Raw genomic sequence first — 13,621 nt, forward strand, 5'->3', positions numbered from 1 at the left:
GCCCCACCCTGAGACTTCTGACGCCGGGTCACCTAAACTATTGCCAATTAGGGCATAAACCAAAGTCATAACGGGCCATATTGGCCTCAATTACGCCTCTTTTACCCCTATACCGAGGTTTTCGGGTGTGCCACGAAACGGCGCAAAATGCACCAGAACGGGTGACCCTAAGGAAACAAACCCGAAGGTGCTGGGAACGGAAACTCAGGCCAGAAGAGGCAGGAATGAATCTGACAGAGCAACGAAAACGCGCCCTGGCGCGCGGGGGGCGTTTGACCAAGTGGAAAGGCAAGGTAGCGAGTATCGCGCCCTCGGTTTTTTTGTGTTCGGTGTCCGTACTGGCGATCTCTGCCGGTGAGGTCCGGTCGGACGTGATCGACTCGGCGCAAACCAGCGCCTTCGTCAGTTCCGATGACGTGGATCACACGATTACCGCATCGGGTTCGATCAATGTCGATCCGCTCACCACGTCCGGACTGGTCGTAATCAATGTCAGCGAATATTCCAGCACGCTGGAAAACGCGGGTCAGCTGATCTCGGACGGGGGGCTGGTCCGCAACCGTGCCGGGATCCACATCAACGGAGACGTTTCGGGCGCGGTGGTGAACTCCAACCTGATTACCCTGGGCGAAACCAACGGAGACAGCGCGGATCTCAGGGGTATCGACGTGGCCGGAACGGTCTCGGGCACGGTCGAAAACACCGGCACCATCCGTATCGCCAACTCTGCCCTGACCTTCGGCACGGCGGTCGGCATCGCGGCGGATAACATCGCCGGAGATGTGTCGAACAGCGGCACAATCGATCTGCTGGTCGAGACAAGCACTCAGGCCGACGCAAACGGCATTCAGGCCAACACCGTGGACGGGTCCGTCAGCAACAGCGGCGCCATCACCATCACCGTTGCAGGCGACGGGTCGCGCGGCGCTGCAAATGGTATCGTTCTGGATACGGTCAACGGAAGTCTGGAAAACTCCGGTCAGATCACGGTCGACGCGTGGGGCGGGTCCAGAGCCGGTGCCGACGGTATCGGGATCGGTACCCTGAACGGCACTCTGGTCAATTCCGGCAATATCTCGGTCTCCGGCAACGCGACCTCGAATGCGAATGGCGACGCCCTCGAGGTGCTTCGTATCAGTGGAAGTCTGGAGAACAGCGGCAACCTTACGGTGTCAATGACCGGCAGCGACTCAGGCGCCGCTTTCTTCGACATCATCGAGTCGCTGGACGTGAGCGGCAGTGTTCTGAACACCGGCACCCTCATCGGCGCGGCGACGGCGGGTCGGGCATCCGTTGACGGGATCGACGCCGGGGACATCAGCGAAACCGGCAGTTTCGAGAATGCCGGCGCGATCACGGTCGAGGCGACGGCCACGACATCCAGCGCCTATGCCGACGCGCTGGATTTCTCGACCATCGACGGATCGGTGACAAACAGCGGAACCCTGTCAGCGGTCGCAAGTGGCGTCACCTCGGCCCGGGCCAGAGGGATCGAGGCCAACGACATCAACGGCACCTTGTCGAACGGCGGTGCCGTCACCGTACAGGCCGATGCGTCCAGCGGGTCGGTACGGGCGCAGGGGATCGAGGTATCCGATATCGACGGTCAGCTCAGCAATACCGGGACGCTGACCGTGTCCGCCACGGCAACCTCTCAGGCATTGTCTCAGGGGATTTCGGCGCACAAGGTTTCCGGCACGCTCAACAACAGCGGCTCGATGTCCGTCGTTGCCAATGGGTCCACCGCGACCGCCGAAGGGATCGACGTCTTTGACGTCACCGGCACCGTAAGCAACAGCGGGACACTGACGGTGCAGGCGGTTGGCGATTATTCCGCCTCTGCAACCGGCCTCGATGCCCAGGATATCGGCGGTCAGTTCTCGAACACCGGGATGATCTCGGCCACCGCGCAGGGTTCTTCGGCCTTTGCCGAGGGCATCGACATGAGCACAGTCACAGGCACCGTGACCAACAGCGGCGATGTGACGGTATCGGCTACCGGCGTCTCATCCGCACATGCAAACGGCATGGATATCCGCGATGTCGACGGGCAGGTCACCAATTCAGGCGCCATCACGGTGGCCGTCGAGGGTGAGTTTGCGCGTGGCGACGGGATCGAGGTGGATGATATCACCGGGTCCTTTGTCAACGCCGGCACGCTGACCGTGCAGGCCACCGGCGCCTCAACCGCCAACGCAACCGGCATCGAAGCCGACGCCATCGGCGGCAGCTTTTCGAACTCAGGCGATATCGTGACGTCTGCCAGCACCGCAGGCGGCAGCTCGGTCTCGGCCTATGGCATTGAGACCGACAATGTCGAGGCCGGCGGAACCCTGACGAACTCTGGGGCGATAACGGTTCTGGTGCAGGGCGACAGCGCGCTTTACGCGGACGGACATGGTTTCACGCAAGGCCACATCGACGGCACGCTGACTAATACCGGGGACATCGCGGTCTCGGTGAGCGGCAGCCGGGGTGAAGAGGCGATGGCCTTCGGTATCGATGCGGGCGACATCGGCACCGACGGGCAGTTTTCCAACGCGGGTGCCATCAATGTTGCGCTGGCCGCGACCGATGTCACCGATGCAAGCGCCTTTGGCATCGACGTTTCCCATATCGAAGGAACGTTTGAGAACAGCGGGGATATCGCTGTCCAGCTTGAGCACAACGGCGGCCTGTCGGCCGCTGCGCTTGGAATGGAGCCCAACGATATTCTGGCGGATGCCACGTTCCTGAATTCCGGCGCGATCTCAGTCTCGGCCGCCGCAACAGACGTCTCGGACCTGTTTGCGCTTGGCATCGCCGCGTCGGACGTGGACGGCATGTTGGAGAATGCAGGCGACATCTCGGTCTCGGCCACGGGCGATCAATCCGTGCGCGCCTATGGCCTGGGCGCCGGAACGCTGTCATCCGACGGGGTGCTGACCCATAGCGGCTCGATCACGGTTTCGGCCCAGGGCACCGACGTTGAGGCCTATGGCCTCTACGTGGATACCGCCCAAGGCACGATCAACGTGACCGGAGACATCTCCGTCACGTCGTCCGGCGACGCCTATGCGGTGTTTCTGGGGGACGGTGGCGGCACGCTGAACATCGAGACCTCGGCAGATATCGACGGTACGATCCGTGTGAGCGATCACGACGTGAACCTGAAGAACGTGGGCGAAAGACGCGTCTACCGGTTCCAGGATGACGACACCGCAAACGGGACCTTCACCACCGAGGTGACCTCCGCCACCCAGGGGTGGTTCGTGGGTGACGAAGGCGGAAGCGCACCGGTCTATGCGACATTCGACACCGACAACGTTCAGCCCAACAGCAATCAGGCCTTCGAGATCGCCGGGCTGTCCTACACGCTTGGGCAGCAACTCAATCGCGCCTCGGGCGACGGTGTCGGGGGTGGGGATTTCATCCTCAGCACCAGCGGCAGCGGCCCGATCGAAGGCTTCCGGCCTTACGTCCTGATCTCTGGCAGCCGGAGCGATCGTGACGGCAACAGCAGCGCCCCCGCGCTCTCGTCCAACATGTGGAGCGTCAGTGCCGGGCTGACACGCGATCTGGGCACCGGGCTGAGATACGGGTTCGGGGCCAGCTATCTGGAAAACGACGGCACATTCGGGGCCAGCTCCTTCGAGACCTCGGGGGCCTACCTCAGCGCCATCGTCGCCCAGAACTTCGGTTTTGCGGATGTGAGTTTCGGGCTGGGCTACGGCAATCTGGACCACAGCGAAACGCGCACGATCATCGGTGCGTCCGATGCCAACGCGGACTATTCCAGCGACATGTTCACCGCCCTTGTCGCGGCTGAGCGCGAGCTGGCCCTGACGAACGGAATGACCCTGACCCCGCGGGCAAGCTTCCTCTATGGCGAGCAGAACCTGGATGGGTACACCGAGACGGGATCCGTGACGAACGCCACCGTGGGCGACCGCAAAATCACCTTCAACGAAACCCGGATCGGAGGCGCGTTTGCCACCCCGGCCGCAGGCGGAACATTCTCGGCCTCGCTGGCGGCGGTGCATCAGGACGCCGACGCGCCCTCGGCCATCGACGTCGTGATCTTCGGCAACAGCGCGACCCTGGCGTCCGGTGGCAGCGGCTCGGATACGTTCGGCGAACTGGGGCTCAGCTATGAAAAGACCTTTGATCATGGCGGCCTTTTGCTGTTGGAGGCGAAATCCACGCTGGGCGCGGACGTATCGACGCAAGGCGTCTGGGCCTCTTACGAGTGGGGGTTCTGAAGCCTGCAGGCGATCCCTGAACCGCGCCTGCCCCTGGCAGCGCGGTCAGGGAGACGGGCCGATTCTGCTTCTGAGCGGATGCAGCTCTCAACAAACAAGGCGCCCTGGACTCCGGCCAGGGCGCCTTATGCGTTGAACGACACTGTCGTGGCGTATTTCCCGAACGGGCAGTGAAGCAGCAGGTCGGATGGGATGGATAGGGCGCAATCTGGCGATGTGATATCCTCTCCCCGTCAACCCCAGTGTCAATTTCCAACCGCCCGGCCCGATGCCGAACCAAGCCGCAATCGTGTTTCCAATCCTCGTTATGCTGTCCTCGCAGCCAACTCAGGCGGAGGCGATTGATCCCTGTGCGCTCCTCACCCTGCAAGACGCCGAGCAGCACTTGGGAGCTGCCGTCGACGGGCCGCTGAACACGCCGGACAGCTATTGTGGATACTCCAATGCAGCTTACCAATCGGTCGCGGTCAGCATTGAGAACGCCAGCGCCTATGCCGACGGCAACGCACAGGATCTGGCGGACAAGCTGAACGAGATACAGCGCGCCAGCAGCTTCACCGCGGATTTCCCGCCCTGGCAAGTGGTGGATATCCAAGGGTATCTGGCCGTGGGTCAGGAGCTGTCAAACATGGCGTCCGTTCGGGTCGTGCACGGCGAGGTGGGTCTGCTGGTGGTCGCGCCAACTCTGGACGTCGCGATTGAGTTGGCGCGGGAACTGGCATCCCGGGTGCCATAAATCCTGCCTGTTTGTTTGGATCACATCCGGTGAGCATGCCCCTCATGCCACCCTCAAATCGCCTCCCACTCCAATCCGAACTTGGCCATGTACTTTCGCAACCGATCCGCGTCGTTCTGCGTTTTCCGCTTGCTGCGCGACACCGAAAACAGGGTACGCCCGGCCTCGCTCAGGCTGGAGGATTCGCGGCAGACCCGGATGACCTCGGCAAGCTGGACCAGATCGAACCGGTCGAGGTCGTTGACCCCGTCCCCCAGCACAGCGTGAACCAGCCGGAAATCGTGGTCCGCATCCGCCCGGCTCCACCCGCTGCGAAGGGCTGCGATTTCTTCGTCCACCATGGCCCGCGTGATCCGCCCCCGGGGCGCCAGAGTGCACAGCCGCCGGACCGAGGCGCTGAAATCCCGGAAGTTGCCCGGCCAGAGCGTGGCCGGGTTTTCTGCAAAGCGCAGAAACTTCTCGCGCGCGTCGGTGTTGAAGCCGACCTGAACGCCCAGGCTCTTTTCCGAGCGGACAAGCTCGAACGCCAGATTGGCCTCGATATCCTCGCGCCGGCTCCTCAGCGGCGGCAGCACGAAGCTCCACATATCAAGCCGCGCCAACAGATCGGGGCGAAACCCGCCGTCAGCGGCCAGCGCGCGCAGGTCGCGGTTGGCGCCGGCAATGACCTGAAACCGGCTGGTCACCTCATGATCGGAGCCCAACGGGTAAAAACGTCCGGTTTCCATCGCGTGCAACAGGATCGATTGGGCATTCGGGTTCAGCTCGTCCACCTCGTCCAGAAACAGGACCCCGCCATCGGCCTCGCGCAACAGCCCGCTGCGCTCGGACCCGGCCTGACCGGTATAGCTGCGGCGCTGGCCGAACAGCGATGCCAGCGCATCCGGGCCATTCAGGGTGGCGCAGTTGACATGGACCAGCCGGCCCTTGACGCGGCGGCGATCCAGTTTGAGGTTGTAGATCCGCTCGGCCAGTTCTGTCTTGCCGGTGCCGGTTTCGCCCAGCAACAGGATCGGCTCATCCGAATTGCTGGCCACCAGTTCGATCCGGTCGATCAGGGTGTTGTACGCGGCGTTTTTCGTTTCGATCCCGCCCTTCAGCTGATCGCTGTATTCGCGCGAAAGCTGATCGAACCGCTGTTGCAGCGCGTTGTACCGGCTCAGGTCCAGATCGATGATGTCGAATTTTGGCGCGTCCTCGCCAGCACCGGGCGGTCCGGTCTGGATCAGACGGGCCGGGATGTGACGGCTTTCAGTCAGCAGGAACCAGCAAATCTGCGCCACGTGCGAGCCGGTGGTCAGGTGAACGTGATAGCGCTCGCGCTCTTCATCGAACCCGTAGGTGCGCGCAAAATCGAAAAGCTTGCCATAGACCTCCTGAAAATCCCACGGATCGTCCAGATCCAGGTTCTGTAACAGAACCTCGGTATCCGGCGATGCCTCCTGAATCTCGCGCTGCACCTGCCGGGCCAGACGATGGAAATTCATGTCGTACAGAATCTCCAGCCGCTCGATCGGGAAATCGTCATGCTGGATCAGGCTGAGCGTCGGCCGCCAGCGCCGCTTTTTGCCCATATCGAGCTGCGTACCCAGAAAGCCCAGAACGACATTCTTCATGTGTATATCCATTTGGATAAGTTTGTATCTACACGTATAATATTTTGCAGAGCGTATTTCAGCAATATCGGATTTTATGATTTAGGAACAATGCATTAAGCGAAAAACGATTTCTTGTCGGAAACCAGGGCGTTCCATGCCAAAAACATCCTCGCTAACTAAGAGGATCAGAGAAATGGCAAACAAATCCATGTTTGCATCGATTAAAGGCCGGTTGCTGCCAAAGGCAACTGCAAGGAACGCCCACGCGGCGCCGGCCTACGCCTATTCCGAAGCACATGCCTTGGCTCAGGTTGCCGTGACCGGCACCTTCGGGGGCATGTTCTATCAGTCTCCGCAGGAGGAACTGGAATATGTCGTGGACGTGGCCGAGGCCGTCGACACGCGGTTTCTGGCCCGGGCAGCAATCTATGCGCGCAAAAGCGGGCACATGAAGGACATGCCGGCGGTGTTGCTGGCGGTTCTGGCCCGGCGCGATCCGGTGCTGTTCCGCGCCGTCTTTGATCGCGTGGTCGACAACGGCAAGATGCTGCGCACCTTTGTGCAGGTCGTCCGCTCGGGGCAGACCGGGCGCAAATCTCTGGGGTCGGCCCCGAAGGCGATGGTGCAGAACTGGCTGAACGCGGCATCCGAACGCGCGCTGCTGAACGCCAATATCGGCAACGATCCGTCCCTGGCTGACGTGATCAAGATGGTGCACCCGAAACCGGCAAGCCCGGAGCGGGAGGCGCTGTTTGCCTGGATCGTCGGGCGGCCGTGCAATCTGGCACGGCTGCCAGGGGCCCTGCAGAATTGGATCGCGTTCCGGGAGACCGGGAAAGGCCCGGTGCCGGATGTGCCGTTTCAGATGCTGACGCAGCTGGATCTGTCCGCCCATGACTGGGCCCGGATCGCGCGCAACGGGTCGTGGCAGATGGTGCGCCAGAACCTGAACACCTTCCACCGCCACGGCGTTTTCGGCGTGGCCCGGAATGTGGAGCACGTGGCTGCCCTGCTGCGCAACCCCGAGGCCATCGCCAAGGCGCGTGCGTTTCCGTACCAGTTGATGGTGGCGGCGCAGAACGTGGCCGCGGACATGCCGCATCAGATCGTGGACGCGCTGCACGACGCGATGGAAATCGCGGTGCAGAACGTGCCGAAGATCGCGGGGCAGGTTGTCGTCTGCCCGGACGTGTCCGGCTCGATGACCTGGTCGGTGACCGGGTATCGTCCGGGCGCGACCTCGGCCGTTCGCCACGTGGACGTGGCCGCACTGACGGCGGCAGCGTTTGCGCGGGTGAACCGTGGATGTCAGGTGCTGCCGTTCGACTTCGACGTGCGCGATGTACGTCTGAGGCCGCGCGACACGATCCTGACCAATGCCGAGCGTCTGGCCGCGCTGGGCGGTGGCGGAACCAACTGTTCCGCACCGCTCAAGTGGTTGAACGGTCGCGGACGGTCGCCGGATCTGGTGGTGTTCGTGTCTGACAACCAGTCGTGGGTGGATGCCCGCACGGGCGGTCAGGCAACGGCGATGATGAAAGAATGGGAGGTGATCAAGCGTCGCAACCCGAAGGCCAGACTGGTCTGTATCGACATCGCCCCATACGGGACCACGCAGGCGCAGACCCGCGAGGACGTTCTGAATATCGGCGGGTTCTCGGATGCGGTCTTTGGCCAGATCGCGGCATTTGCCGCCGGTCGGGCCGGCCCGGATCACTGGGTCGGCGAGATCGAAAAGATCAAACTTTGAAAACGGGTCAGGCGGAATGCCTGCGGGACTACAGCTGCAACCTGTCGGATGTCTCGCAAACACATTTGTCCGCCTGACCCACCCAAGATGAGATGAAAGGAACAAACTCGGCGAATGCCGGTGGAACTACAGATTGTTAATCTCCGTGTCGCGGGTTCGAATCCCGCCATCGCAGGCGCGATGTAGCTCAGTCAGGTAGAGCAGGGCGTTTCACCATGGTCGCGATTTGCGTGCAAACGCGACCGCCTTGTCGCCGGGACTTAATGAAACCGACGAAGGTGGGCTCGTGTTGGATAGAGCGCCGCATTTGCAAGCGGTAATCGAAGGTTCGATTCCTTCATCTTCGCAGCAGGAGGAATGCCTGCGAGACTACATCTGGTGCTGCCTGTTCGATTCAGGCTCGCCCTTCGGGGTTAGAATGTCTCGCAACCGATTGTCCTCCTGACCCGAAACGAAAGGATACCCCCGGCGAATGCCGAAGGAACTACATGGCTCAACCTGACCGGAGACCGAGCGGGTTCAACTCCCCTCCTTGCCGGCGCCCAGACGGCAAACGCATCTGCCCATTCAGATGCGGGGCGGGTCTCCGGGTTGTTTCTTCTCCCCTTGTCGCCGGGGCCAGACATGATCGGTTGTAGCTCAGCTGGCAGAGCAGCGGGTTGTTACCCCGTATGTCGCAGGTTCGAGCCCTGCAACCGAGCCAGAGAAACGAAAGGAAATCATCCGGGGGAATGCCCGTGGGAGTACATCGCTTGAAACGATCCGCCGAAAGGCCTCTCACGAACCCCTTGTCTCCCGGACACAAGTTATCACGGCGAATGCCGACGGAACTAAAGTCACCCCCTCGTTGTCGTGACTGGTGTTAGAGTGAGTTGAACAGATGAGTGAAGAAAACACATACGACCCGGTGACCGGGGACCACCTGAAAGACTGGGGCCATCGCCCCGGCAAGCATTTCCCGGCACTGCTGGCAAAAGCCAACGAGATGCGGGCCGAAGGGTTCGGGCTGGTGCGTATCCGGCAGGAGCTGGAGAGCGAAATTCCCCCCGCGCCGGTTCGGATGGAGCTGCGCGCGACCGGTGACGTTGCCTATTTCGAGAATATCGAAAGCAGCCACCCGGACGAACAGGACAACATCGGCAAGGTACGCGAAACCATGGGCGAGCTGATGCGCACGCCCACTATCGAGGCCGGTGCCATCATGCCCGACGCCTGCCCGGCAGGTCCGGTCGGAACCATTCCGGTCGGCGGTGTGGCCGCGGCACGCAACGCCATCCATCCGGGAATGCATTCCGCCGATATCTGCTGCTCGGTGATGATCACGGATCTGGGCAATGCCGACCCCAAGGCGGTGCTGGACGCCGCGCAGTCGGTCACGCATTTCGGCCCGGGCGGCCGCCCGCAAGGCAAGCGGTTCACGACCTCGCTGAAACTGCTGGACGCGTTCCGGGAAAACCCGTTTCTGGACAATCCCAAGTCGCTGCGGATGGCGCAGGAGCATATGGGGACGCAAGGCGACGGCAACCATTTCCTGTTCGTCGGACGCTCGCGCAAGACCGGACGCACCGCGATCGTGACCCATCACGGGTCGCGTGGGCCGGGTGCTGTTCTGTATAAGCACGGGATGCATGTGGCTGAAAAGTTCCGCAAGCAGCTCTCGCCGCAAACCGCGAAACAGAATGCCTGGATCCCGACGGACACCGAAGAGGGGCGCGACTATTGGGAGGCCCTGCAACTGATCCGCAAGTGGACCAAGGCAAACCACAACGCGATCCATCAGGCGACGGTCGAGGCCGCGCGCATCGGCGATGTCGGCGACCGGTACTGGAACGAGCACAACTTCGTCTTCAAACGCGGCGATCTCTACTACCACGGCAAGGGGGCAACGCCTGCGTGGGATGACTATGCGGCGGATGCCACGGGTCTGACGCTCATCCCGCTCAACATGTCCGAGCCGGTGCTGGTCGTGCGCGGCAAGGACGCCAGGAAAGGGCTGGGCTTCTCGCCGCACGGTGCCGGGCGCAACTTCTCGCGCTCCGAGCACAAGCGCCGGATGGGGTCGGTGACGCCCGACCAGATGCTGAAGGCCGAGACCGAGGGGCTGGATATCCGCTTTCACGCCGGTGGGGTCGACGCGTCCGAGCTGCCGTCCAGCTACAAGAGCGCGAAAAGCGTCGTGGCGCAGATAAAATCCTACGATCTGGCCGAGATCGAGGATTACATCGACCCCTATGGGTGCATCATGGCGGGCGATGTCCCTCCGTTCTGGGCGAACAAGAGGAAGGGGCGGCGCTGAACCAAAGCGGCGCGGCCCCCAGAGTAGAAATCGAAAACTCTGCAAATTAACTCGATTTCGCTCTAGAACTCCGCGTCCGCCCGGAACTTCATCGAGATGCCGCCATCGGGATGTTTCAGCCGCAATTCCTCGGAATGCAGCATCAGGCGGGGAAAATCGCGCGCGGCGCCCTCCGCATAGAACGGGTCGCCCAGGATCGGATGGCCCAGCGCCTGCATGTGCACCCGCAACTGGTGCGAGCGTCCGGTCCTCGGGCTGAGCCGGACGCGGGTGGTACCATTCTCATAGCGCTGCACCCGCCATTCGGTCACCGCCGGTTTGCCGGTCTCGTGACAGACCATCTGCCGGGGCCGGTTCGGCCAGTCCACGATCAGCGGCAGGTCGACGGTGCCGGTCTTGGGCTCAAGCCGTCCCCAGACACGGGCGACATAGGTCTTCCGGGTCTGCCGCTTCTCGAATTGCAGCCCAAGATGGCGCTGCGCGTGGGGGGTCTGGGCAAAGACCATCACGCCGGACGTGTCCCGGTCGAGCCGATGCACCAGCAGCGCCTGCGGGAACGCCGCCTGCACCCGGGCCAGCAGGCAATCGGCCAGATGCGCCCCCCGCCCCGGCACCGACAACAGGCCCGAGGGTTTGTTCACCACGATCAGCTGCGCATCCTCGTGCAGCACATCCAGCGGCGTTTGCGGGGGATCATAGGTCTCGCTCATGCGCGCCTGCCTATCGCAGGGGGCAACCTCCCGCAACGTCGTCCTTGTGTGTGCCGCGCGCTTCCGCAACCCTTGGCGCAACCGGGAAAGGAGAGATCATGCACCCCACCATCGCCAGATTGCAGGAGGTCGTGGCCAAGGGCGACGAGAGCCTGATCCACGACCTGCTGGCCGAGGACGTGCGGTTCATGCCGCCGACCTATTACAAGACATGGACAGGCCGCGCGCCGGTGGCTGCCGTGCTGGGCCATGTGGGACAGGTGTTCTCGGATTTCCGCTATCGCCGGGTCATGGGCGAAGGCTCGGATTGGGCGCTGGAGTTCCAGTGCAAGGTCGGCGACCTGGATGCCGTGGGCGTCGATCTCATCACCCTGAACGACGCGGGCCAAATTCAGGAGTTCGAAGTGGTGATGCGCCCCTACAAGACCGTCGGCGCCCTGCGCGATGCGATGAACGCACGGGTGATGACCGATGCGCGGTTCCTGAAATTCCGCGAGGCGCTGTCCTGACCATGCCCGCCCCGATCGCCGCCGACCAGATCCTGCGCCTGCCGCTGCTGCCGGTATTGGCGGCGCAGGGCCTGTGGGTGCGGCGCACGGCCCGGCTTTTGCCGGAACCATCAGGGCCGCGCGCAGGGTGCGAAGGGCATGGACCCCGGCTGCGGCTGCTGATCGCGGGCGACAGCTCGGCAGCGGGTGTCGGGGCCGAGACGCAGGCGCAGGCGCTCTCGGGCCAACTCGTGCAACGCCTCGCCCAAGACTATCGCGTCGCGTGGCGGTTGGAGGCCACCACAGGGCACACCACGCGCGACACGCTGGACCGCTTGCGGCAGATCGACGGCCCGTTCGACGTGGCGGTGACCGCGCTGGGTGTCAACGACGTGACCCGCGCCACGACGCGGGCGCAGTTCATGGCGCGCCAGACCGCGCTGCTTGAACACCTCACTGTCCCGCTGGGCGCGAACTGCGTGGTCCTGACCGGCGTGCCACAGATGCAGCGCTTTCCGGCATTGCCGCAGCCGCTGGCCTGGGTTCTGGGCCAGCAGGCGGCGCGCCTGGATGCAGGGCTGCATCAGGTCGCGGCCCGGTTTCCGCAGGCTCACCACCTGGCGCTGGACTTTCCCGACGATCCCGCCCTGGCGGCTCCCGACGGCTACCACCCCAGCCCGCGCGCCTATGCGCTATGGGCCGAGCGGCTGGCGCAGGACATCCACGCTCAGACCCGGGCGCGCATCTGCCGGACCAGCGGCACCGAATAGATCACCAGCGCCGACCAGATCATCGGAAAGGCGATCATCCGGCCTCGGTCCAGCGCTTCTCCGAACACGAAGATGGCGGTCAGAAAGATCATCGTCGGCGCGATGTATTGCAGGATGCCGATGGTCGACAGCCGCAGCAGCTTGGCGCCATTGGCATAGATCAACAGCGGCACCGCCGTCACTACGCCTGCCCCGATCAGCAGGGCGGTGTCCATCGTCGGCGCCCCGAAATGCCCGCCACCCCCGGCGCCCAGCCAAAGGACATAAGCCAGCGCGGGAAGAAGCAGAATCAGCACCTCAAGCAGAAAGCCCTGATTGGGACCGATGGGCAGGGATTTCTTAAAAAACGCATAAAACCCCCAGGTCACCATCATGCCCAGCGCCGCCCAGGGGATCTGCCCCGCCTCCAGCACCAGAACCAGCACGCCCAATGCCGCCAGCAGCACCGCCGCCAACTGCACCTTCGTCAGGCGCTCGCGCAGCAGAATCGCGCCCAGCGCGATGCTGAACAGCGGGTTGATGTAATATCCCAGCGCCGCGTCCAGCGCGTGGTCATTGGCAATCGCCCAGACGAAGATCGCCCAGTTGATCGAGATCAGCGCCGCCGTCAGGCACGCCATGCCCAACATCTTCGGATTGCGCAGCGCCGCCTTCAAATCCCGCGTCCGCCCCAGCGCGATCAACAACAGACCCGCAACCGGAACCGACCAGATCACGCGATGCGCCACGACCTCGACCGGGGGAATATGGGCAATCGTCTTCATGTAGAGCGGCAGAAACCCCCACAGCAGATACGCCGTGACGGCAAAAGCCAGCCCCTGCGGCGTGTCCACATTCTCGGAAGGGTGAGGCTGCTGCGCCATCTCGGTCTCCGCACGATTCTGGCGGCCTTTATGGCAGGGCAGACGATAAAGGAAACACCTTAAACTGTGCGACGCGCCATCACGGTTTGTGATGAGCGATCGGCCGCATCGACCCGGCGGCTTTCAGGTTTGTTTATTGCGAGGCTCTGCCTCGCGCTCCGGGATATTT

The 13,621-nt window shown here is 62.9% G+C and carries 9 protein-coding genes and 2 tRNA genes; 8 read left to right on the forward strand and 3 right to left on the reverse strand.

The genetic code is table 11. The features are described 5' to 3' along the window. Nucleotides 1-224: 224 nt before the first annotated feature. Both GOX53_RS15035 and GOX53_RS15040 read left to right on the forward strand, forming a co-directional pair. The gene (locus GOX53_RS15035) at nucleotides 225-4,241 is read left to right on the forward strand and encodes an autotransporter outer membrane beta-barrel domain-containing protein (protein ID WP_171177722.1); all 4,017 of its coding nucleotides are present in this window, start codon (nucleotides 225-227) and stop codon (nucleotides 4,239-4,241) included. Nucleotides 4,242-4,509: 268 nt separating this feature from the next. Continuing rightward, nucleotides 4,510-4,977 carry a hypothetical protein gene (locus tag GOX53_RS15040; RefSeq protein WP_171177724.1) on the forward strand — a complete coding sequence of 156 codons (468 nt, stop codon included), beginning with the start codon at nucleotides 4,510-4,512 and terminating at the stop codon, nucleotides 4,975-4,977. Nucleotides 4,978-5,030: 53 nt separating this feature from the next. On the opposite strand, the gene rtcR is transcribed toward GOX53_RS15040, so the two are convergent. Beyond that, entirely contained in the window at nucleotides 5,031-6,593 is a 1,563-nt protein-coding gene (gene rtcR / locus GOX53_RS15045; RefSeq protein WP_171177727.1) for an RNA repair transcriptional activator RtcR, read from the reverse strand. 175 nt (nucleotides 6,594-6,768) lie between these two features. Here rtcR and GOX53_RS15050 point away from each other — a divergent pair, with 175 nt between their 5' ends. The 4 genes from GOX53_RS15050 (at nucleotide 6,769) to GOX53_RS15065 (ending at nucleotide 10,621) form a co-directional block, all read left to right on the forward strand. Further along, entirely contained in the window at nucleotides 6,769-8,325 is a 1,557-nt protein-coding gene (locus tag GOX53_RS15050; RefSeq protein ID WP_171177729.1) for an RNA-binding protein, read from the forward strand. 273 nt (nucleotides 8,326-8,598) lie between these two features. Next, nucleotides 8,599-8,672 (forward strand) — tRNA-OTHER (locus GOX53_RS15055). 281 nt (nucleotides 8,673-8,953) lie between these two features. Next, nucleotides 8,954-9,028, forward strand: a tRNA-Asn gene (locus GOX53_RS15060). Nucleotides 9,029-9,205: 177 nt separating this feature from the next. Continuing rightward, complete coding sequence (locus tag GOX53_RS15065) at nucleotides 9,206-10,621, forward strand: RtcB family protein (protein WP_171177731.1); 1,416 nt, start codon at nucleotides 9,206-9,208, stop codon at nucleotides 10,619-10,621. 62 nt (nucleotides 10,622-10,683) lie between these two features. On the opposite strand, the gene GOX53_RS15070 is transcribed toward GOX53_RS15065, so the two are convergent. After that, nucleotides 10,684-11,331 (reverse strand): RluA family pseudouridine synthase, encoded by a 648-nt coding sequence (locus GOX53_RS15070; protein WP_171177733.1) that lies wholly within the window; start codon nucleotides 11,329-11,331, stop codon nucleotides 10,684-10,686. A gap of 98 nt (nucleotides 11,332-11,429) precedes the next feature. On the opposite strand from GOX53_RS15070, the gene GOX53_RS15075 reads away from it, so the two are divergent. Together GOX53_RS15075 and GOX53_RS15080 are read left to right on the forward strand one after the other, a co-directional pair. Beyond that, entirely contained in the window at nucleotides 11,430-11,840 is a 411-nt protein-coding gene (locus GOX53_RS15075) for a nuclear transport factor 2 family protein (protein WP_171177736.1), read from the forward strand. 2 nt (nucleotides 11,841-11,842) lie between these two features. Further along, nucleotides 11,843-12,589 carry an SGNH/GDSL hydrolase family protein gene (locus GOX53_RS15080; RefSeq protein WP_171177738.1) on the forward strand — a complete coding sequence of 249 codons (747 nt, stop codon included), beginning with the start codon at nucleotides 11,843-11,845 and terminating at the stop codon, nucleotides 12,587-12,589. Here GOX53_RS15080 and rarD read toward each other — a convergent pair. Next, entirely contained in the window at nucleotides 12,547-13,452 is a 906-nt protein-coding gene (rarD, locus tag GOX53_RS15085) for an EamA family transporter RarD (RefSeq protein ID WP_171177740.1), read from the reverse strand. The genes GOX53_RS15080 and rarD overlap by 43 nt on opposite strands. Nucleotides 13,453-13,621 lie beyond the last annotated feature (169 nt).

This window comes from Ruegeria sp. HKCCD8929 (genome assembly GCF_013031405.1).
In the GTDB taxonomy this organism is placed as follows: Bacteria; Pseudomonadota; Alphaproteobacteria; order Rhodobacterales; family Rhodobacteraceae; genus Ruegeria.